The sequence below is a fragment of the Nitrospirota bacterium genome, from assembly GCA_016235245.1.
In the GTDB taxonomy this organism is placed as follows: domain Bacteria; phylum Nitrospirota; class Thermodesulfovibrionia; order Thermodesulfovibrionales; family UBA6898; genus UBA6898.
This window is the reverse complement of the sequence record JACRLO010000035.1, coordinates 86,142-109,147: the sequence shown is the minus strand read 5'-3', so window position 1 is coordinate 109,147 and position 23,006 is coordinate 86,142. Positions and strand designations below refer to the sequence as shown.

Sequence of the window (23,006 nt, the reverse complement as noted above, 5' to 3'; positions counted from 1 at the left end):
GATGATTGCAAACAGCATCAGTCCTGCTCCTGCTCCGATGTATAATCCCTTTTTTGCCAGTGTGTTGTTTTTCATCTTCGTATCCTCCTGCTTGTTGATCTTGCCTGTATATATGCAGGCTTCATGCCAACATGAAACACTACGTTTTTAAAGGATTCTTTTCGAAGATTTGTTTGCAGTTCTGCAAATAGCCCTCTTCTATTTGCAAAACTGCGAGGATTTGAGCCCTTATTGATCTCTACTCTAATAAATGAATAGTCGGGGATTCTTGTACCCATGACAGCGTAAGACCTGGTTGCTGAAAATTTGTGAGCGGACGTGGCAGGCAGACATGCCCTGTATCCTGCAGGCATGGCAACGGAATGACTTTCAGCTCAAAAGACAATATTGCATTGCCTTAGAATTATAATTATGGAATTGACAACATCCTGAATTTCTTCTAAAGTGAGATCAGACGGACAGGAACTCGAAAGAGAATGCCAGAACACAACCAGACCGGAGTTTCGGAATTACTGAAGTGAAGGGTCTGGTACACGGGAGCCGGGCAGATGGAGAAGACCTATCATCTGCCCGGCTCTTTCTATGTAATTCGGTGCAGGGGCAAGGGCGTTTATTTATGCATGGCACGAAACGGTTTTCTCAGAACTTCAGGAAGAAGCTGAGCAGATAATACCAGGCGAGGGCCGAAAGGATGATGCCGACTGTGGCCCAAAAAAAGAAGACCGTTTTTTTGTCTGGCCATTTTATTTCTGACTGAGCAGCAGTACCCGAGGGGTTATCTTTCTTCTGCGCTGGCTTGAGCGTCTGCTGTTCATCTCCCTGCCGCGAAGAAGAGGCCATCTTTATATCCAGCATCTCTGAACCCTTGAAATCCCTGTACTGTATTTCCAGTCCCTGAAGGGATTCAATCTTATTGCCGCATAGCAGACATTCATCTCCTGCGGCCGTTTCTTTCCCGCACTGCGGACAGGTCATCATGATAGGTTCTTTCATTTTCTTCCCCGGCAATTTCAATACTCGGATCTTCTATCCAGATTTTACCGCTTTTTTAAAGATAAATGAAAACTTCGTGGACTGAAGGGGAAATTATTTGAAGAACTGAATCTGCCTTTTTGTCGTTAGTTCATTCGTTTAAAACGTAAGGTTCATGTCAGCCGGGACCATAATTTCTTTGTAATAGGTTGCAGGATTTGCCAGCTCAACCCCCTCCACAAAGTCTGCTTTGGACATGGCAAAGAAAGGTACATTGAGCTGACATGCAAGCAACTGTGCTTCTTCTCTGTATTGTTACGGCAGATTGCTCTGCCCGTTCTTCATCTTCCAGAGAAAGTATTTCTCAAAACCGACCTTCATCCATTTTGCCCATACACCTTTTTTCGTAAATGACTCCTGACGCGGAGGAAGCACCGGCGAAGCCTTCATCAGCGCTGCAGTGTTGCCCATATCCATGATGCAGATGACCTCCATTTCATCCATGGCCGGCGGTGGTGTTCCTTTGACATCTGAATAGATTGCGGCAGCAGCGGTTTTTGCCATCTTCACGGTCATAAACCCTGTCTTCGGAACTCCGGTAGGCACAGGGGTCTGTTCAGGAGGAGCTATTGCCATAGCCACACCGATTGCAAAGATATTCTTATGTTTTGTATGGCGATAATTTCTGTCAACAGGGATAAAGCCTCTGGGGTTGCCGAGTTGTGCTACCGCAGGCACTCCCTTGAAAGGCGGGGCTATCATCGCCAGTTTGAACGGTATTTTTGAGCCGTCTTTCAGCCTGATCTCTCCGGGCGTCACTTCTTCAATCGCCTGACTCACAAGTGATTTAATGTCCCTGTCTGCAAACTCCTCTTCAAAGAAGCGCTTTGAATTGCCAAGGCCGCCGACACCCATATGGCCGAGATACGGTTCTGACGTGAGATAGATGATCGGCACCTTATGGCGCATCTTCAATCTTTTTAATTCAGCATGCATCTCGAAGGCGAGCTCATAGGAAGGGCCAAAGCAGCTGACCATCTGGGATGAACCGACTACTACAGTGCCGGGGTCTTCAAGAATCTTTTTCCAGGTCTGGCTTGTTCTTACCGCGTGATCAAGGGTAAAGGTGCAGTCAGTGTATCCCTTATCAGGACCAAGACCGGGTATCTCGTCAAACGAAAGAAAAGGGCCGGTTGAGATGATGAGGTGATCGTAGGAGAACTCTTTTGTTGCTGTTCTGACCTTCGAGAGATCAGGATCTACTGCCAGAGCTGCTTCATGGATAAACTGGATGCCTTTAGATTTAAGGATGTCAGAGACACTGAGCGTAATGTCCTCAGGCTTTCTCCAGCCCATAATCAGCCAGGGAAGAGACGGCAGAAATACGAACCTGTTCTCCTCACTGATGACCGTTACCTCTGCCTGTGGGCCTAATAGCCTCTTTGTTTCGAGCGCAGCAGTCAGTCCGCCGAATGAACCGCCCAACACAACGATCTTTTCCATAATCCTCCCCAATTCTGCCTGTTATGTTTGAATTCTGACACTTTTCTCTGCAGATGAAAGTGTTTTTATTATTTGAAAATATCCGACCAGATCTTAACCGCAGTGGCAATAATGATCACTGCAAGCAGCCATCTCAAATGTTCAGACTTGGTTTTTTTACCAACTACACCGCCAAAACGTGCTGCAGGGATTGCACCAACAAGTAATGCAGCCGCCATATGAAAAGGTACCTGACCTGTTGCTATCTTTCCGATCAAGCCTGCTGAAGCTGAGAAGAGCCCAATGGCGAGGGTGCTTCCCAGAGCGACCCTGAGCGGAATCTTCAAGACATACAGCATAAGAGGTATTATTATGAATGCTCCACCTTGTCCTACCAAACCAATAAGAAATCCGATAGTAATTCCTATAACTATGGCCATTGATTTATGAAAGGTTATCTTATCCTCCGTGAAGTCATCTTTTGAATAATTTCTGGGGATAAGCATCATTATTGACGCTACAAATGCCAGTGCACCAAAGATAAACAGCAGAGGTTTGTCCGGAACAATTTTTGATACGAAAGATCCGGTCAGGGAGGACAGAAACAGCGAGAGTCCAAGGGTAAGAACAAGAGGCTTGTTGACAAGATTATGCTTGTGGTAAAAAAACATGGCTGTAAGGGACGCAAAGAATCCCTGGATCATTGTCAGACCGGTAATATTTTTCACACCGATTGAGTCCATCCCAAGAAGAGGAGGCACGTAAAGGAGCAGCGGGAACATGAGTATGCCCCCGCCGATTCCGAGCAGACCCGAGAAGAAGCCGACTATCGAGCCTGCTGCCCATAACAAAAGATAAAACGCCATGATTCTTCAGCGCTCTACGATAACGTGTTTTTCGTCTTTTGGCTGACTATCAAGAATATCTCCAATGTGCGCAGCCAGAATCCCTTCCTTTTGCAAGGCAGTAATCAACTGCTCCTTCTTTTCTGCCGGGACAAAGATAAGCAGGCCTCCTGATGTCTGGGCATCGTTCATAAGAACCTTTTCATATTCCGGCACATCTTCTGCCCAGGCAACATATTGGTTATATATCTTCAGATTTCCTAACGTGCCACCGGGGGCAATGCCATTCTTGACCAGTCTTACCGCTTCCTCGAAAAACGGAACGCGGCTTGAATAAAGGCGGGCCTGGCATTTGCTCGCAGTAAGCACCTCATTCAGGTGACCGATAAGCCCGAAGCCGGTGATATCCGTTGCGGTGCTCACACCGATCTCGCACATAATCTCTCCTGCCCGTTTATTCAAAGTCGCCATAGAGAGGGTAAACTCCTCAATAACGGCATCGCTGCACATGCCGGCCTTTACTCCGGTGGAGATGATACCTGTCCCGATTTTTTTGGTGAGTATCAGGGCATCGCCCGGTTTTGCTTTAGAATTATCGAGTATCTTATCGGGATGGATAAGCCCCATTATGGTATACCCGAATTTCGGTTCTTTGTCCTTGATTGTGTGGCCACCGATGATCGATACGCCCGCCTCGGTCATCTTGTCAATGCCGCCCTGCATGACTCTCTGTAGCGATGGGAAAAACTCAGAACTGCTCGGGAACATGGCGATGTTGAGTGCAACCGTCGGCTTCCCTCCCATGGCCCACACGTCAGACAGTGAGTTGGCTGCGGCAATTGCCCCGAACCAGTAAGGGTCATCAACAATAGGGGTGAAAAAGTCTGTGGTAAGGACAACCGCTATTTCGTCAGTAATCTTGTAGATCCCTGCATCATCGGCATTGGATGCCCCAACCAGAACATTTTTGTCTGTACACGCAGGCAGCTGCCCCAGCACGTGGGACAGGTCCAGAGGACTGAATTTTGCCGCTCAACCCGCGCAGCTTGAAAGACTGGTAAGTTTGATATCCATACTACCTCCTTGTTGATTGTTATCTTTTATTACCATGTAAGCAATTCATCCGATGAAAATCCATGTTTATCCTGCGGTCAGAAGAGCGGCCTTCAAATCCTCATAAGAAACTATGCTGTCTTTGACTATAAATTGATCATTTACTGCAACGGAGGGACATGGTGGTGGATTTCTTTCTTGAAGATAATCCGGTGAAGACTTGCTTATTATGACCATTTTTGCGCCTGATTCTGCTTCAGCCTTCCTGGCTGCTTCAAGATTCTGCAGTCAACGTTTCCCCATCGGGTCATTGACATAGAGCTTAATGGTGTGCGAACCCATCCTGTGCCTCCTTACAGAAAATCATAACTCCTATCTCTGTCTATCTCCCGGATAGGTGCCCTTTTTTGTAACCGGACAGCAGGCCGGTGCCGGCAACTCTTCGATATAGTCTTTTTTCAGGATCTCAAGCAGGTCAGGGATGATCGGGTCTTTCAGAAAGTAGCACCTGAGCCTTCCATCCATGTAGTGGTCGATCAGCCCCTGTCTTCTGAGCAGGGACAGATGCTGGGAAACGTTCGGCTGGCTTATTGCAAGAAAGTCCTCAAAGTCGCTTACGCATTTCACACCCTTCAGAAGTTCTTCAAGAATCTGTATCCTGACCGGATGTGCAATGGTCTTTAGGACTTCTACCCTATGCATCATGGATCTCATTTGTAGTCGCTTCCTCCTGATTGAATATATGCAAACATTAGCATTCTTGCATATATTTGTCAAATAAAAAAGAGATCAGCTGTTTGCGACAATGTCGATCAGCTTTGATTTTTCCTGCATCTGTTCCGTAAGAACCTCACGCATCAGAATACAGGCCTGGATAACTTTTTCGTTGGCAACGCTGTAGTAGATGTTGACCCCGTCCCTGCGCGTCCTGAGAATACCCCTGTGTCTCATTACCGCAAGGTGCTGGGAGACATTGGCCTTGGGAACGCCGAGCACCTCGACAAGGTCAGTGACAGTCTTTTCACCCTCTTTAAGTGCATTGAGGATCTCGAGTCTCTTGGGGCTTGCGAGGGTCTTGCAGACCTCTGACTGAAGTTCAAATAATGTCTTGTTCTGTTTCATATATTCATATTTTATTGACTGAGGCATGAAAAGGTCAAGGGAATCTTTCATGTAACTTCCTTTACTCAAAGGAATATTTTGTGATACACTTCTAGACTTCATTGATTTCCCGCATTCATAAGGACTGCATAACAGCATGACTGCAACGAAAAAATTCGCTATAGGGATAGACCTCGGAGGAACAAACCTCAGGGTCGCACTCGTCTCCGAAGACGGAGAGATCGCCCGCAAGATAAAAAAACCGTCGTCAGAACCGGTGCTCGATGCGGTATTGTCTGCCATAGATGAAATAAAACAGACCGAAATTGTGGGGATCGGACTTGGTGTTGCCGGCCTGATTGACAGAAAGCGCGGCAGGGTTTTTATATCACCCAACCTTCATGCCATTGAAGGAGTTGATCTGGTAAGAGAGATCCGGAGCAGGTTCAACGTTCCGGTAATGATCGAAAATGACGCCAATGTGGCAGCCCTGGGAGAAAAGACCGCAGGCGCCGGCAAGGGCTTTGATAATTTTGTTCTCCTGACATTAGGAACGGGTATCGGCGGCGGCATTATCCATAAGGGAAAGTTGCTTGATGTGTCAGCAGAAATCGGCCATATGAGCATTAATGCAGATGCAGAGAAATGTCCATGCGGCAATATCGGCTGCCTCGAGACCTATGCCTCGGCCCGGGCCATGATCGCAAAGGCTGTAGACCTGCTCGAAAAGGGCAATGAAAGCATTCTCAAGGAATGCTGTAAAGGAAGTATTTATAAGATCACGCCTGAGGATATTTATAAGGCAGCGCTTGAAGGAGATGCGCTCTCCCGTGAGATCCTCAAGGATGCCGGCCGTTTCCTTGGTGTCGGCATTGCAAACATTATTAATATAATGAGCCCTGAGGCCATCATCCTTACCGGCGGTCTTGTCGGCGCCTGGAACATTTATGTGCAGGAGGCTATCAAAGAGGCATCGAGGAGGGCCTTTAAAGAACTCTTTGATGCGGTGAAGATCATCCCTTCGTCACTCGGTGACGATGCCGGCATCGTCGGCGCAGCGAGCCTTGTATTCATGGAAACATCCGGGAAGTCTTTGTAGCATGTCGAAGAATATCCGCAACTTTTCCATTATCGCCCATATTGACCACGGCAAATCCACGCTTGCCGACCGGCTGCTCGAATTTACCGGAGCGCTTTCGAAGCGGGAGATGCAGGAGCAGGTGCTCGATTCGATGGACCTTGAGCGGGAGCGGGGCATTACGATCAAGGCACATGCGGTCAGACTGAACTATAAGGCTGATGATGGAAAAGAATATATCCTTAATCTTATCGATACCCCCGGCCACGTGGATTTTTCCTATGAAGTCTCAAGGAGTCTGGCTTCCTGTGAAGGGGCCCTTCTGATTGTTGACGCAAGCCAGGGCGTCGAGGCTCAGACGCTCGCCAATGCATACCTCGCTGTTGATAATAACCTTGAGATGATACCGGTTATTAATAAGATCGATCTTCCGAGTGCTGACCCGGAGCGGGTAAAGGAGCAGATCGAAGACACGCTTGGCATCGACAGCTCAGACGCGATCCTTGCAAGCGCAAAGGAAGGCATCGGCACCAAGGAGATCCTTGAAGCGATTGTGCAGAAGGTCCCGGCGCCTCCCGGCGACGAGGATAAACCTCTGAAGGCGCTTATCTTCGACTCCTGGTTTGACAATTACCAGGGAGTCATTATGCTGGTGAGGCTCTTTGACGGAAAAGTGAAGGCAGGCAAGAAGATTCTGCTCATGGCAACGGCAACGACGTTTGACGTCCTGCAGGTCGGCATATTCAGCCCCAAGATGACGCCGGTTGAGGAGCTTACGGCAGGCGAGGTCGGCTATATCATTGCAAGCATCAAGAATGTGGCTGACACCAGAATTGGCGACACGATTACGGATGCGGTCAAGCCGGTGACAGAGCCCTGTCCCGGATACAAGGACATTAAGCCGATGGTCTTTTGCGGTTTTTACCCGACCGTAACTCATCAGTATGAAAACCTCAGAGATGCGCTGAACAAACTGAGACTGAATGATTCATCCTTCACCTTTGAGCCGGAGACCTCGCTTGCACTGGGGTTCGGCTTCAGGTGCGGATTTTTAGGACTGCTTCATATGGAGATTATTCAGGAGAGGCTTGAGCGGGAGTTCGACCTTTCTCTCCTGAGCACCGCGCCGACGGTTGTATGCAGGGTAACGTTGCCGGATGGAAGCGTTATTTTCATCGAAAACCCTGCTTCGCTGCCTGATCAATACGAGAAAATTGAAGAGCCCTATGTGCTGACGACCATTTTTGTTCCAAAGGACTTTATCGGGCCGATCCTTGATCTCTGCCAGGAGAAGAGAGGTACGCAGAAGGGTTTCCACTATATCGGCAAAGACAGGATCAAGGTCGAATATGAACTCCCCTTAAACGAGATCCTCTGGGACTTTTATGACAAGCTCAAGTCCTTTTCGAAAGGCTATGCCTCGCTGGACTATGAATTTATGGGATATAAGGAATCGGATCTCGTGAAGCTCAATGTGATGCTGAACGGCGAAATTGTTGACGCCCTGTCCTTGATAGTTCACAAGGATAAGGCTTATTATAAAGGACGCCAGCTGGCAGAAAAGCTGCGGGAGAGCATCCCGAGACAGATGTATGAAGTGGCGATCCAGGCAGCCATCGGCAGCAAGATCATAGCGCGCGAGACGGTCAAGGCGATGAGAAAAGACGTTATCGCCAAGTGCTATGGAGGCGACATCTCGCGGAAGCGGAAGCTGCTTGAAAAACAGAAGGAGGGCAAGAAAAGGATGAAGCAGGTGGGAAGGGTGGAACTGCCGCAAGAGGCCTTTCTTGCGATCCTGAAAGTGAAATGAACGAAGAGAAAAAGATCCATGATATGGGTGAGACTTCGGCCGTGACCGATCACTCATCTTCGAAGCAGGAGCGGGGGTATAAGAAAGACAGGGGAAAATCGGTAATCCGCGAAAATATCGAGGCGATACTGATAGCGCTTCTGATTGCCATTGTGGTCAGAACGTTTGCGGTCCAGGCCTTCAAGATCCCTTCGGGCTCCATGCTCGAAACACTCCAGATCGGAGATCATATCCTCGTAAACAAGATTGTTTTTGGAACCCCTATCGATATCCCTTTTACCGATATCAATCTCTTCTGGATGCCGGGGTTTTACAAACCGCAGAAGGGTGATATCATTGTCTTTAAATACCCTGAGGATCCCAAAAGGGATTTTATTAAGAGGACCGTGGCTGTTGGCGGCGATGTCGTCGAATTCAAAGACAAGGTCCTTTATCTGAACGGCCAGAAGGTCAGCGAACCGTTTGTGGTCTACAAAGATGATACGATCAGGCCGCGGGCAATGGACAAGCGGGATAATTTCGGGCCTCTCACCATACCCCAGGGAAAGGTCTTTGTTATGGGCGACAACCGGGATCAGAGCTATGACAGCAGATTCTGGGGCACGGTTGATCTGAAACAGATCAAAGGCAAGGCAGTTGTTATTTACTGGTCCTGGGACACCTCCAAGAGATGGAATCACCTTAACAGAATAGGGAGGCTTGTGAAATGAAAAAGAATTTGGGAGAAAAAGGATTTATCAAGACGCTGCTCGGACTGATTCTTCTTGGCGCTCTTATCGTTGCCCTGATGCTTTTTGGCCAACCCTATTATCGCTCGTATACCCTCGGCTCACATACACGGGATTTTTTGAAGACCGAGATCGGCGATGCTAATACGATCAGGGCAAATGTCATGAAGGACGCTGCCGAACTCGGGATCAGGCTGAACGAGGCCGATCTTTCCGTGACAATCGACAAAAAGGTTGTGAAGGTGAAGGCAACCTGGAAAGACACGGTGGATTTCTGGGGTTTTTACCAGAAGACGTTTGATTTTGATATGTATGAGGAGTATTGATTGTTTACCGGTCTTGTCGTTGAATTGGGAAATATTATTTCCCTTCAGAAGAGGGGTAAGGGGGCAAGACTTTCCCTCGATGCAAAGGCCCTCAGTCAGGAAGCAAAGCTTGGTGACAGCATAGCGATTAACGGCACCTGTTTGACCATTGTCGAGATCAGGGCAACAGCGCTGTCATTCGATGTCTCCGGCGAGACGCTTATATCTACCAATCTCGGAGAACTCAGGGTCGGAGACAGGGTTAACCTTGAGCCTGCGTTGAGGCTCAGCGACAGGCTCGGCGGCCATTTTGTGACGGGCCATATTGACGGCACGGGCACGGTACGTTCAAAGAGTCTGGAAGGCGAAGTGTATAAGATCGTCATAGAGACAGGATCCTGGATAGCTGAATATCTTGTAGAGAAAGGTTCGGTTGCTGTTGACGGCATCAGCCTGACGGTCGTGGATGTGATGCGTGACGGATTTTCGCTTGTGATCATTCCCCATACTGCTAAACTGACCACGCTCGGGATCAAGAGTGCCGGTGACCGGGTGAATGTCGAAGTTGATATCCTGGGCAAGTATGTTTCAAAATACCTGAAAAAAGGAAATGATTCATCCCTCATGCAGACCCTGAAGATGTCGGGCTTTGCGTAAAAGCAGAATTCAAAAGACAAACGCTGTAATTAATTAAAGGAGCAATGATGCAGCAGAAACATAAATTCAACACCATAGACGAAGCGATCGAGGATATTGCAAAAGGCAAGATGGTCATCCTTGTTGACGACGAGGACCGGGAGAACGAAGGCGATCTCTGCATGGCAGCCGAGAAGGTCACCCCTGCAGCGATCAATTTCATGGCAAAGCACGGCAGGGGGCTTATCTGCCTTTCCCTGACGGGTGAAAGGGTTGAGGAGTTGAAGCTGCCGATGATGTCCGAGGCCAATACTTCTTCCTTTGGCACAGCCTTTACCGTCTCGATCGAGGCGAAGAAGGGCGTGACTACCGGCATATCCGCAGCAGACAGGGCAGTGACCATCCTGACTGCGATCGATCCAAAATCAACGCATGAGGACCTTGCCCGTCCCGGCCATGTTTTCCCTCTCAGGGCAAAGCGCGGCGGCGTGCTCCAGCGGGCAGGTCAGACCGAAGGGTCTGTCGACCTTTCCCGTCTTGCAGGGCTGAACCCTTCCGGCGTCATCTGCGAGATCATGAATGACGACGGTACCATGTCCCGCGTTCCGGAGCTCATGGAATTTGCAAAGCATCATCATATGAAGATCGTGACGATCAAAGACCTCATTAAATACCGGACGCGGATCGAGAGGTTTGTCCGCAGAGAATCAACGACCGTGCTGCCGACCGAGTTCGGTGATTTCACGGTCATTGCGTATGCCAATGACGTGGACGCAAATGTGCATCTTGCCCTGGTGAAGGGCGAGATTAGCAAGAACGATGCGGTCCTTGTGCGCGTGCATTCCGAATGTCTGACCGGCGATGTCTTCGGATCAAGGAGATGCGACTGCGGCGAGCAGCTGCACAAGGCAATGAAGATCATCAGCAAGGAAGGACAGGGCGTGATCCTCTATATGCGTCAGGAAGGCCGCGGTATCGGCCTGGTGAATAAACTCAGGGCGTATGAGCTGCAGGACAAGGGACTTGATACGGTCGAGGCCAACCTCAAGCTTGGGTTCAAGCCTGACTTGCGGGATTATGGCATCGGCGCGCAGATCCTTGTTGATCTCGGCGTGCGCAAGATGAGGCTGATGACGAACAACCCGAAGAAGATCGTCGGACTCGAAGGATATGGCCTCAAGGTCGTCGAGCGGGTGCCGATGGAGATAACGCCTCAGGACCGAAACCTCGGTTATCTCAAGACAAAGAAGAAAAAGCTTGGACATATGCTGAGCAATGTATAGGAGCAACAGGAGGAAACCATGAAAATTATCCAGGGTGACTTACAGGCAAAGGGGTTGAAGTTTGCGATCATCGTGAGCAGGTTCAATGATTTTATCACCGGCAAGCTCCTCGACGGCGCAGTTGACGCTCTTTTGAGGCACGGCGCTAAAGATGAGGATATTGATGTCGTAAAGGTGCCGGGTGCCTTTGAGATACCACTTGCAGCCAAGAAAGTTGCAGAGAAGGGCTCATATCAGGCGGTGATCTGCCTCGGCACGGTCATCAGGGGTGCAACGCCTCACTTTGACTATGTTGCTGCAGAGGTGTCCAAGGGTGTTGCCTCGGCCTCGCTCGATACGGGCGTGCCGATCGCTTTTGGTGTGCTCACGACAGACACGATCGAACAGGCGGTTGAACGGGCCGGCACCAAGAGCGGCAACAAGGGATTCGATGCTGCGGTCACTGCAATCGAAATGGCACAGGTCTTCAAGAAGTTATGATAACAGCCGTGATGGGTAATGCGTTATGCGTAATGGGCAGACAGCCGGAGAAACGTGTCCTTATACTTGTCACGCATCACGCATCACGCATTACTTTCTTATGAACCGTCGCAAGGCCAGGGAGCTTGCCCTCCAGATGCTCTTTCAGTATGAGTTTACCGGACACCGGTCTGATTTCCGGGCCGTAGAAGATCTTGATCCGACAAAGAAGGAACACAAGGATATCAAGCAATTTTCCGAAGAGCTTGTTAGCGGGACCCTTGCCCACCTTGAAGAAATAGACAGCAGGATCCGGCAGGCTGCTGAGCACTGGAAAATGGACCGCATGGCCTCGGTTGACAGGAATATCATGCGCTTTGCCGTCTTCGAGCTCCTGTACCGCAAGGACATTCCTCCTGCGGTGACGATCAATGAGTCGCTTGAAATAGCAAAGAAATTCTCTTCCTCGGAAGCAGCTTCATTTATCAACGGCCTCCTGGATAAAATAGCACGCGAGACCAGGAAAAAATCAAAGAAAGACGAAGCCTGAACGTATAGACTGCATGTAACGCAGCAATATTTCTGTTGACTCAATGGGGATAAGGTATGGCTGAAGCAGTGTCAGAGGGGCAATTGCACAAAGGTCATCGCAACCGTTTGCGTACGCGTTTTCTCAAAGAAGGCCTCGATAGCTTTGAGGATCATCAAGTGCTCGAACTGCTTCTCTTTCAGGCTGTTGCCCGGCGGGATACAAACCCTCTTGCTCACAAATTGATACAGCGGTTTGGCAGTCTTTCTGCGGTGCTTGAGGCCGATCCGAAGGATTTGGCATCTGTCGAAGGCGTCAGCGGCAATGCTGCTGCCTTTCTTTCGATGATCCCTCATATTACCCGCCGCTATTTCCATGATCGTCTCAGGTATTCCCGCAAGCCTCTTAATACCTCTGAAGCGGCTGCTGAATATCTTGTTCCTCTTATGGCAGGCCGCTCTGAAGAAGTATTTTATGTAATCTGTCTTGATTCCCGGCTCAGGGTTCTCTATCCGGCATTAATAAGTGAGGGCACGGTGAAGGATGCCCTTGTGCATCCACGGCATGTTGCAGAGGCTGCAGTAAGGCATAAGGCGGCTTCCGTAATTCTGGCGCACAATCACCCTGCAGGAAGCATTAAGCCATCTGTCCATGACCATAAACTGACCCGCAGTCTGGTGCAGGCCCTTGGAGGAATACATGTCCCGGTCGTTGATCACATTATTGTGGCAGGCGAGCTGATATATAGTTTTTCGAGAGAGGGCACATTGCCGGGGTATGAAAGTGCAGGGTAGGGAATAGGGGATTTCGGAAAGAACGGTGAGGATACACCGTGGTTGCTCGAAAACGACCGGTCCGATTACATCGTCAACAGGCTGGCGAAGCAGTTTCTCAATGCGCCGATGGCGCAGCGTCATGGAGTTTTCAGGCTGTCTTTCTAAAAACAAATTTACATAGTAATATAAACAATCATGCATGAAATGAGCGCAGTCTTTCTTGAATAATAAAATCAGAAAAATAATCGAGTTGCTGGCCCTTTTGCTTGCTGATACCGGCGCTGTTTTTCTCATGTTCGAACTGGCGGTATTGATAAGAAAAGTCCTGCCTCTTGTATTCCAATCCAGCTTTCCGGGTGATGCGCCGATTGCCGGCCCCTTGCGTCTGTGGTGGATCTTTGTGGTCTGGATATGCTTCTTTTATTATGAAGGCCTGTATACGCGGATATTTTCATACTGGGATGAGATCAGGGTTTTATGGAGGGTAGCATTCCTTTCAACGATTGGGATTTTTACGATCGCATCGGCAGGAAAAATAAGCGATGAAATATCACGGACCGTTGTAGTCCTGATGGGAATAGCGGCGGTTGGATTGCTGCCCCTGATAAGAATGACCGTGAAAAAGACTCTCAGAAGATCCGGTCTCCTGAAAAGGAGGGTGCTTATTCTTGGCGCCGGCAAAACAGGCCGGCTTATGCTGAAGGCGCTGATGAGAGAGCCGAATTACGGCTATAACATTATCGGCTTTGTTGACGATGATCCTGAGAAATGCGGCAAACGGATCGAAGGCATAAAAGTACATCGAGGTGTGGATAAGGCACTGCATTATATAAAACGATGCAACGTGGAAGATATTTTTATTGCCATGCCGGGGGTCGGCAAAGAAAGACTTCAGGCGTTGATAAATACGCTGCAGCACAAGGTTAAGAATATCCTTTTCGTGCCTGATATATTCGGCATTGCGGTATTGGGGACGAATCTGAGACATTTTTTCTATGAAGAGGCCTTTGCCTTCGAAATGAATAATAATCTCTACCGGCCGGTAAATATTTTTCTGAAGAAATGTTTTGATATGCTTGTCAGTATGCTGCTGCTGCCGCTGCTTTTTATCCCCATGGTCGTTTTGATTGTTCTTATCAATCTGGATTCAAAGGGGCCTGCCATATTTTCCCAGGAAAGGATCGGGAAGAACGGGCGGAGGTTCAGATGTTATAAGTTCAGGACCATGTATGACGATGCCGAAGAACGTCTGAAAGATCTTCTGGAAAATGATCCGGCAAGAAAGAATGAGTGGACGACCTTCTGGAAGCTCAAGGACGATCCGAGAATTACCCGAATAGGGAAATTTTTGAGAAAGACATCGCTTGACGAGCTGCCGCAGATCGTGAATGTGCTGAAGGGTGAAATGAGTTTTGTGGGGCCAAGGCCGGTGACGGGAGATGAAATAAATGAGTATTATAAAGAAGCAGCAGATATATGCTATAGTGTCCTTCCTGGTATAACAGGCTTATGGCAGGTCTCCGGAAGAAATAATACTGCCTACGATTACCGCATTGCCCTGGATGTATGGTATGTAAAGAATTGGCAATTGTGGCTGGATATTGTTATCTTGTTCAAGACCGTAAAAATCGTATTAAGGAAAGAAGGGGCATATTGAGATGCGTCAGTTTTTATTGCATAAGGGGTCGATACGATCGGTGGCCTCGATAATAAATCGGGATTGCGTTTTGTCCCCGATCAGGGATTAATGCCGGCTCTAATACCCATGAACGAAATCAAACCTTTAGTTTCCATAATCGTCAGAACGAAGGACAGGCCGAAACTTTTACTGAGAGCTCTTCAAAGCATTGCTGCCCAGCAGCACAGGATAATAGAGACGATTGTGGTAAATGATGGGGGATGCGACGTTGACCCCGAAGAGTTAAGAATTATTCTTGGCGACATGCCAGTTACCTATATACGGCTGGGAAAAAATCATGGGAGGCCTCATGCGGGCAATGTCGGGATTGCCAATGCAAAGGGTGATTTTATCGGCTTTCTGGACGACGACGACGAATATTATCCTGATCATATCTCTACCCTTCTTGATGGCCTCAGCAGAGAAACGAACTGTTCTGCGGCCTACGCAGACAGTGAAATCATTGAGCGGGAATATCGCGAGGACGGCAGTATTGTCCGGGAACTGAATAGGGGGACGTTCAGATCATGGGATTTTTCCTTTGCCGTATTGCTCTTTGAGAATTTTATCCCGTTGAACTCCATTTTGCTCAGAAGAGATGTTCTTGAGGCAGCCGCAGGATTTGATGAGTCCTTTGAGCTCTACGAGGACTGGGACTTCTTTATCAGGGCTTCCGAAAAAAATCTTTTTTATCATATCCCGAAGGTAACCTCAAAATATATCCAGTGGAGCAAGACTGATCAGATCGCCTTTGTTAACCTGCCCGATGCCGTGGATTATTATCTGAAAGTGCTGACAAAACACTGGGATAAAATAACCCCAGAGTTTGCGTACCATTATTTTGCGGCGAAGCAGGATGAAATCGCTTCTCTTTCAAATGCTGTATCAGAGAAGCAGGAATTAAAAGAGCTGTTCAGGGAACGGGAAGAGCGATTAAAGGCAAAAGACATTTATATCGAGCAGATTGTCAGGCAGAGTGAGGAACTGAAAAATGAACTTCGGTCAAGGGAGCATTATATCGAACAATTTCAGAGTTCTCTGGGATGGAAGTTGCTCGATGCATACCGCTCAAGGATAAAGCCAAGGCTTTTTGCTCCCGGGAGCCGCCGGGAGACTTTTTATCTGCTGATACTAAAGGGTCTGTCCGTTATTATAACAAAAGGTCCGAGGGTTGCATTTGGCAAGGTGAAAGATCGCATACGTCAAAAATTTGCGCAGCAAAGAATAAGGAATGAAAAGTTTGTTCTGCCGGTGATACAATCGGAACAGCCTGAGATACTCGATAAAAAAGTGTCTGCTATTATACCGACAAAAAACGCCGGAAGTGAATTCAGGATGACGCTCCAAAAGTTGAGGGCTCAGAAAGGGATCAGGGACCTGGAAATTATCGTTGTTGATTCAGGGTCGAGCGACGATACGCTGAAGATTGCTGAACACTACGGCGCGAGAATTTTTTCCATTAAGCCTGAGGACTTCAACCACGGTGCGGTCAGGAATATCGGTGCAGAAAAGGCAACTGGTGATTACCTCGTCTTCTTATCGCAGGATGTTATACCGATCGGAGATTTATGTGTCCATGCAATCATTAAAATAATAGAGGGCGATCCGTTGATTGCGGCGGCAACCGCGCGGCAAATACCGAGAAGCGATGCGGATCTTTTTGCCTGCTGGCAGTTATGGTACTATTATAATAACGTTCTTGGTCTTTCTGACGATCATATTTCAAGCGTAGACAAGGCAGTTTTTTCATCCCTGGCGCCCGATGAAAAAAGAAGAGTTAGCCAGCTTGACAATATTTTTTCCTGCATCCGGAAGGATATCTTTGATAGATTAAAGTTCAATCCAATCCCCTACGCTGAAGATCTGGATCTCGGCCTGAGAATAATTTCAGAAGGCTATAAAATGGCCTTTTTTTCTACTGTCGGGGTAGTACATTCCCATACCAGACCCCCGGATTACTATTTCCGCAGGAGTTTTGTTGATATAAAGCATCTGGTCCGGTTGCTGGAATTTAAGCCGATTTCCTGGGGTGATTTTGGTATAACAACCACTGAAGACATGCTTGCCTGTGTTTACGGTTTTTATCAGAAGATTAATGCGGTTGCAGCCATGCAGGCGAACAGGGGAGCCGACCAGCCGGCACGTGAGCTTCTGGACAGCCTAGAGCGGTTTCTCCGGGACCCGGAGATGCCATCTGCCACTGGCGGCGAAAACAGTCTGGAGTAACTTTTTGGCAGACTGCTGAAGGGGGAGAATATACACTCTTTCGATAGCAGCCGTGCAACGGATATTTTATTAAACCAGTATATTGATCTTTTTCGCAGTTTCGGTGAATTTCTGAAAGTCTTTGGAGGTCTGTCAGATAAGAATGATGAATTAATTCTTGGGCTCTACAAGCTATTTGCTGTTGTCGGAGGATCAAACATGGGCAGCTATGCCGTATACGCGGAGGAGAACGATAATGCCTCCGAAGCTTTTCCGGAGACGTTATCCGGTGTGTTGGAAAAGGGCGTATGAATATCCTTTATGTTGTACACGATTTTTTCCCGAGGTTTTATGGAGGAACAGAGCGGTATGTTCTTAACATTGCAAAACAGATGCAGCGCATGGGACATTCGGCAACGGTATTGACGTATGGCATAGAGGATCCTCCTGAAAGCTTTGAGGTGCTCCAGAGCGGCCTCCTCTGCAAAAAGTATGTCTATGAGGGTGTTCCGGTCATGTCGGTAAGACACCGAACCATTCCGGCTGAAATCGGCTTTGTGATTGATGACGAGCCCATGGAACAGGCTATCGCAGAAGTTATTCGCGGCAAGAATTTTGACGTAATGCATATAGCACATCCGATGAGAATGGCCTGCTGCTACCGGGCTGCCAGAAATCTCGGTATTCTTGTGGTATTTACTCTGACGGATTTCTGGCTTCTGTGCCCCCGGGGACGTTTCTTCAAGCCGGACTACTCCTTATGCAATTCTCCTGAAAAAGGCTTGAAATGCGTCCGTGAGTGCGGCGTAAGTGAGTCCATTATGAAACGATATGAAGACGCAAAGAGGATGTTTGAAAGTGTTGATGTCCTTCTTTCTCCTTCAAAATTTCTGATCGAAAATTATAAGTCACATGGCTGGGACAGGCAAATACTGCATATTAACCATGGGGTGGATTATGCCAATGTCAGACCGTTGCCGCCTAAAGACGGAGCCGCCAGAACTGTTTCATTCGGGTACACCGGTGTTGTTACCAGGTTTAAGGGCGTTGACCTGCTGCTGAAGTCTTTCCGGGAGGTGCGGTCTCCTGACATAACCCTGAAAATTTACGGCAACTGTGTATGGGATACGGAATTCAATGCAGAGCTCTCCCGTGCCGTAGAAGAGGATACACGAATACAACTGATGGGAAAGTATGAACACGGTCAGCTACCTCAGGTAATGAGTGAGATAGATGTCGTGGTCGTCCCGTCAACGACGCTGGAAAGCTATGGACTTGTGGTCGTAGAAAGCATGGCATACGGGATACCGGTTATTGCTTCCGATATTGTGGGCAGCGCGTATGAGTATATACGCGATGGCGAAAACGGCTTTGTTTTTTCGGTAGGCCGGCCGGATACGCTTAAACTGATTATCGAAAAGATCAGCAATAACCCCTCCCTTATTGAAGACATGAAGAAAAAGGTATTTTCCCCTCCCCGGATTGAGGAAGAAGCATTTATGGTTGAGTCTGTCTACCGAAAGAGTTTGTCCTGAGACCGGGCCTCCTGTTTTGAATACGGTCTCCCTTATAATCGTAAATTACAATGGTCTGCACCTTCTGCCGGAATGCCTTGAGTCGCTCCGTCTTCAAACCTTCAGGGATTTCGAAATAATTATTGTTGATAACGCATCCCGGGATGGGTCAGGAAAATACATCGCAGCGAACTTTCCGGAAGTAAAACGTATTTTGCTGCCCCTGAATATCGGCTTTGGCGGAGCCAACAATGAGGGGTTGAAACAGGCGCACGGGGAATTTATTGCGCTGCTCAATAATGATGCTGAGGCAGACAGGGACTGGCTGCGAAACCTTGTTGATGCGATGGCAAAGAACCCGGCGGTTGGAATTTGTGCTTCTAAAATGCTCGTTCACGGAACCCAGGTGATTGACAGCGCAGGGGATGGATTTTCAACGAACCTGAAGGGTTTCAAACGCGGGGAAGGGCAGTCCGCTGATCAATATTCACAAGAAGAATATGTATTTGGCGCCTGTGCCGGTGCCGCCCTTTACCGGAAAAAAATGCTGGATGAAATCGGTTTTTTTGATGAGAGTTTTTTTCTGCTCCATGAGGATACCGATCTGAACCTGCGTGCCCAGCTTGCCGGGTGGAAGGTTCTCTATGTCCCTGCCGCGAGAGTATTTCATAAGGTCAGATCATCGATTGGAGACATGAGTGATCTGGCAATCTATTATTCGCTCCGCAACAGCGAACTGGTCAGGCTCAAGAATATCCCTGCCGGTCTATTCCTTAGATGCTCCGCTGCCTGGATTATCGGAATAATTGCAGATTTTTTCTTTTTTGCGGTAAGATACCGAAAGCTAAAACTCTATGTACAGGCTAAGGCCGACGTTTTAAAGAGCCTGCGTCTTATCGGCGGTTCGAGAAAAAAAATAATGAAATTAAAAAAAGCAGATGTATGCTATTTGCACCGCATTATGACGCCGCTCTGGAGCAGGGAGTTTTTTCGTCAGAAAGCCGGGAAGTTTTTCAGGCGGCAACGCGATCATGAAGGGTAGCAGACCATTTCCTGCCTGTCAGGAATCTTCTGCCGTATATACAGGTATTTTGTTTGAACGAGGTGTTTCGTGTATAAAAAAATAATAAGTATTATTTTATGTGCTCTTGTTGCCGGTTCCTTCCCGATTTTCCCCAATCAGGTGTTCGCCGAGACCGCAACGGCAGCTCCGGAGAATGAGCGGACCGAAAAGCCAAAGAAAAGCGAGGAAGAAAAACGCAGGAAAAGAGAGAATATGTCCCGGGCTCAACAGCAGCCGCAGCCCGGTCTGCCGCTGCCTTCCCCCCTCGAACCAGTTGCTCCGGCAACGGCCGGCATAGCTCCCCCCAAGCCTTCAATGCAGCTTGAATGGAAAAAAGGAGAAGTCAGTTTTTTCTTTGATGACGCTGATATCTTTGAGGTTGTGCAGACTGTTTTCGGTGACGTGCTGGGGGTCAATTATCTCATTGATCCGAAGGTGGCCGGCAGAGTGAACTTCAGGACCGTTACCCCAATCCCGAAAAGTGAAGTGCTCACCGTAATGGAAGTTATTTTCAGGCTTAATGGCATTGGCTTTCTTGTGGAAGAGGGGCTATACCGGATCGTGCCTCTTGCCGACGTATCCAGGGAATTGATCTATGCACAGGTCGGGAAAGACCCTGACAAGGTTGCCATGGAGCTCTTTACCTTTAAAAACCTTAATCTGAAAGATTCCATGAAGGATATCGAGAATGCTATAGGATTATCGGCCAAGGGCGGTAAGATCAGGGTTCTTCCTATTAACCGGCTTAACGCCCTCCTTGTTGTTGCCTCGACAAAGGAGCAGCTTGATTACGTCAGAAAATGGGTGGAAACGTTCGACCACCTTTTTGTCGGCGCAAAGCCCACGGTATATGTTTACCCGGTACAGAACAGTAAGGCCGTAAATGTCGCCAGCATGCTGCAGGAGATATTCCTTGGGGTCAAATCATCATCCCAGACAAAATCAACACCCTCAAAAACGCCGCAGCAAACCACTAAATCCTTTACCGCTCAGTCCCCGTCTGTTCCTGCTCAATCTCCTGTCTCGGTCCCGTCAGCCCTTTCCGGTTCCCTGACGCCGTCTGCCGGTGAATCCCTGGTATCAGAGATAACCCGCATATTTGCTGACGAGGTCGCAAATTCGATCATAATTCTTGCGACCCCGGAGGACTATGGACTTATATCCGAAACAATAAAAAAGATCGATACGGTCCCCAGGCAGGTGATGATCGAGGCGCTTGTTGCTGAAATCAAGTTGACCGATGACATGACGTTTGGACTTGCATGGTCATTGAAGACCGATGTTAATATCTCCGGACTGAAACCTTTTAACCGGGACGTCAACCTCGGTGGAAACCTGGGGTTCAATTCAGCAAAGCTTTCCGGGCTGGATGTGACGAAACTGGGGGGGTTTGCTTTTGCCGGAGTTGATTCGGCAGGTATTGTGCGGACGCTGCTTGAGAGTCTCGCTTCTGATTCAAAGCTCAGGGTCCTTGCGTCACCTCATATTCTGGTATCAGATAACCGGGAGGCGAAGATCCAGATAGGAGACCAGGTGCCGATAGCCACTTCAGAAACAAATGTTTCGGGTACAGCAGATATACAGAGGACGATCCAGTACAAAGATACGGGAATAATCCTGAAGGTAAAGCCCCAGGTCAATGAGAGTGGGCTGGTCGCGCTTGATCTCTCTCAGGAAGTGTCTAATTTTTCTGTGCAAAAAATTCTCGGTTCTGATCAGGTTGTCATAAGTAAACGTGAAGCAACGACTAATTTGGTGATTCAGGATGGACAGACAATCGTAATCGGGGGATTGATCCAGGAAGATACCTCCAAGTCAAGAGAGGGGATACCCTTGCTCAGCAAGATCCCGGTTCTCGGATATCTCTTCGGAAGTACGACAGACAAGTTTGCACGTACGGAACTCGTTATCCTACTGACCCCGCATGTCATCAGAAATCAGGTTGAGGCTGCGAAGGTCTCATCGGATTATCTGCAGCGGCTGAACGGGATCGACAAAGAAATAATAAAGTTCAGGAAGACAAAAGAGGAGAGTGCCGGGCCTGCAGGCGCAGGTGCCCCTCAATAATCATCCCTTTATATTTCCTGAACGATAATGCAGAATCGTGTCGATGATCATTGCTGAATCAGATATCATTCCATATCACCCGACTTCTCCCCCCGGCAACAGAGTGCTGATTTTGGCGCCGCATCCTGATGATGAAACCCTTGGATGCGGAGGGGCCATCAGACTCTATGCGGAATCCAAGAAGGATATCAAAGTTGTATTTCTGACGAGCGGGGACAAAGCAGACCCTGCCAATCATCTGTCTCGTATTGTCCACAATGAAACGCATATCACGGATTATTCATTCATGAGGGAAAAAGAGGCCGTGAATGCGCTGAACGTTTTGGGTGTGCCTCATTCTGATTATGAATTTCTGAGATTTCCCGACAGAGGGCTTGCAGAAAATTACCGTGAGGCCAGTGAAATGCTTGTGCAGATCGCAGGGGATTTCAGGCCGGATATCATTTATAGCCCCTCGATGATCGAACTGAATCCCGATCACAGGGCTGCTGCGTCCCTTTCATTGGATTTACAGCGGGCGAGGGCCTCACGGCATGACCGCGTTGGGGTGGTATTTTACGAGGTGTCAACGCCGTTAAGGCCAAACATGCTGGTGGATATTACCTCCGTCTTCAGAAAGAAAATGAAGGCCATAAAAAAATATCGATCTCAGCTGAGGCTGATAGATTATCTCGGTCACATGACCGCATTAAATACCTTCAGGTCGCTCACGGTGCAACAGGCCGGCTATATTGAGGCTTTCTGGATTGTCGCGCAATCTTTAACGCCTGAAGAGATAAAAAAGTGGTTGGGCTATGCGGACATTATTTCTTCGCCGGAGACTTCACAATAGCAAGTTTGGTTGCTTTTGACTGATATATCTCCGATGGGATATGGATATTATGAGTTTTACTATTGCAGAAAAAACACGGTATGGTTCTTTAAAGATACACGAAGAGGTATAATAATAATTGCATGAAAATATTATATTCAATGAATTCAATGTGTTGTGTGAATAGCTCAGGTGGCACGTTTCTTGATAGAGTTAGGTCTGCGTTCTCAAGGCAAAGTCCTGAAGTCTTGCGGCTGTTTTGGCGTTTGAGACTTTATCTGCAGCAGGCGCGAGTGTTGTTTGTGTGATAAATGCCTGGCCGGAGGAAATACGTAACCTGGCTCCCCGGAGGCCGCGATACCTGCTGAAAGTTAAGAGAAAAGGAAATGTGTTTTTTTAGAGCTTTCGGGGCTAAGCAACCGTTATTTGACGGCGGTTCTGATATCCGAATAGACTTGACAAAGGCACTTTCTTTCTTTAGAATGTAGGCAAGCAATTTGGCTTTTTTTGACAATTATATCCGGACATTAGCGATACATATATAATGAAATATGTCCGGGAGGGGAGGGATATTAAAGAGCTGTTATGCTGTTAGCTATCATTGGTAGCCT

21 protein-coding genes are annotated in these 23,006 nt (G+C 48.1%); 15 read left to right on the top strand and 6 right to left on the bottom strand.

All coding sequences use genetic code 11. The features are described from left to right. Nucleotides 1-639 precede the first annotated feature (639 nt). The 6 genes from HZB31_14545 to HZB31_14520 all read right to left on the bottom strand — a co-directional run bounded on the left by HZB31_14545 (nt 640) and on the right by HZB31_14520 (nt 5,525). A complete protein-coding gene (locus HZB31_14545) occupies nt 640-993 on the bottom strand; it encodes a hypothetical protein (protein ID MBI5849140.1) in 354 nt (117 codons plus the stop codon). Nucleotides 994-1,287: 294 nt separating this feature from the next. Beyond that, entirely contained in the window at nt 1,288-2,475 is a 1,188-nt protein-coding gene (locus HZB31_14540) for an FAD-dependent oxidoreductase (protein MBI5849139.1), read from the bottom strand. A gap of 68 nt (nt 2,476-2,543) precedes the next feature. Continuing rightward, nucleotides 2,544-3,320: a sulfite exporter TauE/SafE family protein gene (locus HZB31_14535; GenBank protein ID MBI5849138.1), complete on the bottom strand. Its 777-nt coding sequence runs from the start codon at nt 3,318-3,320 to the stop codon at nt 2,544-2,546. A gap of 6 nt (nt 3,321-3,326) precedes the next feature. Continuing rightward, entirely contained in the window at nt 3,327-4,298 is a 972-nt protein-coding gene (gene selD, locus HZB31_14530) for a selenide, water dikinase SelD (GenBank protein ID MBI5849137.1), read from the bottom strand. A 426-nt stretch (nt 4,299-4,724) separates the two neighbouring features. Further along, entirely contained in the window at nt 4,725-5,066 is a 342-nt protein-coding gene (locus tag HZB31_14525) for a winged helix-turn-helix transcriptional regulator (GenBank protein MBI5849136.1), read from the bottom strand. 75 nt (nt 5,067-5,141) lie between these two features. Next, nucleotides 5,142-5,525: a winged helix-turn-helix transcriptional regulator gene (locus HZB31_14520; GenBank protein ID MBI5849135.1), complete on the bottom strand. Its 384-nt coding sequence runs from the start codon at nt 5,523-5,525 to the stop codon at nt 5,142-5,144. An 85-nt stretch (nt 5,526-5,610) separates the two neighbouring features. Between HZB31_14520 and HZB31_14515 the strand changes: the two genes are divergently transcribed. The 15 genes from HZB31_14515 to HZB31_14445 all read left to right on the top strand — a co-directional run bounded on the left by HZB31_14515 (nt 5,611) and on the right by HZB31_14445 (nt 22,416). Beyond that, nucleotides 5,611-6,552, top strand: a complete 942-nt coding sequence (locus HZB31_14515; protein ID MBI5849134.1) for an ROK family protein — start codon at nt 5,611-5,613, stop codon at nt 6,550-6,552. A gap of 1 nt (nt 6,553) precedes the next feature. Continuing rightward, entirely contained in the window at nt 6,554-8,341 is a 1,788-nt protein-coding gene (gene lepA, locus HZB31_14510) for an elongation factor 4 (protein MBI5849133.1), read from the top strand. A gap of 23 nt (nt 8,342-8,364) precedes the next feature. After that, nucleotides 8,365-9,051, top strand: a complete 687-nt coding sequence (gene lepB / locus HZB31_14505) for a signal peptidase I (GenBank protein MBI5849132.1) — start codon at nt 8,365-8,367, stop codon at nt 9,049-9,051. Next, a complete protein-coding gene (locus HZB31_14500; protein ID MBI5849131.1) occupies nt 9,048-9,395 on the top strand; it encodes a hypothetical protein in 348 nt (115 codons plus the stop codon). The genes lepB and HZB31_14500 overlap by 4 nt, the downstream gene beginning before the upstream one ends. Continuing rightward, nucleotides 9,396-10,031: a riboflavin synthase gene (locus HZB31_14495; protein ID MBI5849130.1), complete on the top strand. Its 636-nt coding sequence runs from the start codon at nt 9,396-9,398 to the stop codon at nt 10,029-10,031. Nucleotides 10,032-10,078: 47 nt separating this feature from the next. Then, complete coding sequence (locus HZB31_14490) at nt 10,079-11,293, top strand: bifunctional 3,4-dihydroxy-2-butanone-4-phosphate synthase/GTP cyclohydrolase II (GenBank protein MBI5849129.1); 1,215 nt, start codon at nt 10,079-10,081, stop codon at nt 11,291-11,293. Nucleotides 11,294-11,311: 18 nt separating this feature from the next. Then, nucleotides 11,312-11,773, top strand: coding sequence for a 6,7-dimethyl-8-ribityllumazine synthase (locus HZB31_14485; protein MBI5849128.1), 462 nt, complete (start codon nt 11,312-11,314; stop codon nt 11,771-11,773). 100 nt (nt 11,774-11,873) lie between these two features. After that, the gene (gene nusB, locus HZB31_14480) at nt 11,874-12,302 is read left to right on the top strand and encodes a transcription antitermination factor NusB (protein MBI5849127.1); all 429 of its coding nucleotides are present in this window, start codon (nt 11,874-11,876) and stop codon (nt 12,300-12,302) included. A 56-nt stretch (nt 12,303-12,358) separates the two neighbouring features. Continuing rightward, a complete protein-coding gene (radC, locus tag HZB31_14475; GenBank protein MBI5849126.1) occupies nt 12,359-13,075 on the top strand; it encodes a DNA repair protein RadC in 717 nt (238 codons plus the stop codon). Nucleotides 13,076-13,277: 202 nt separating this feature from the next. Beyond that, nucleotides 13,278-14,714 (top strand): undecaprenyl-phosphate galactose phosphotransferase WbaP, encoded by a 1,437-nt coding sequence (wbaP, locus tag HZB31_14470; GenBank protein MBI5849125.1) that lies wholly within the window; start codon nt 13,278-13,280, stop codon nt 14,712-14,714. A gap of 90 nt (nt 14,715-14,804) precedes the next feature. Continuing rightward, the gene (locus HZB31_14465) at nt 14,805-16,961 is read left to right on the top strand and encodes a glycosyltransferase (protein MBI5849124.1); all 2,157 of its coding nucleotides are present in this window, start codon (nt 14,805-14,807) and stop codon (nt 16,959-16,961) included. 287 nt (nt 16,962-17,248) lie between these two features. After that, nucleotides 17,249-18,475, top strand: a complete 1,227-nt coding sequence (locus HZB31_14460; GenBank protein MBI5849123.1) for a glycosyltransferase family 4 protein — start codon at nt 17,249-17,251, stop codon at nt 18,473-18,475. 16 nt (nt 18,476-18,491) lie between these two features. Continuing rightward, entirely contained in the window at nt 18,492-19,496 is a 1,005-nt protein-coding gene (locus HZB31_14455; GenBank protein ID MBI5849122.1) for a glycosyltransferase family 2 protein, read from the top strand. A gap of 69 nt (nt 19,497-19,565) precedes the next feature. After that, nucleotides 19,566-21,584: a hypothetical protein gene (locus HZB31_14450; GenBank protein ID MBI5849121.1), complete on the top strand. Its 2,019-nt coding sequence runs from the start codon at nt 19,566-19,568 to the stop codon at nt 21,582-21,584. A gap of 37 nt (nt 21,585-21,621) precedes the next feature. Further along, nucleotides 21,622-22,416 (top strand): PIG-L family deacetylase, encoded by a 795-nt coding sequence (locus tag HZB31_14445; protein ID MBI5849120.1) that lies wholly within the window; start codon nt 21,622-21,624, stop codon nt 22,414-22,416. The last annotated feature ends 590 nt before the right edge of the window (nt 22,417-23,006 follow it).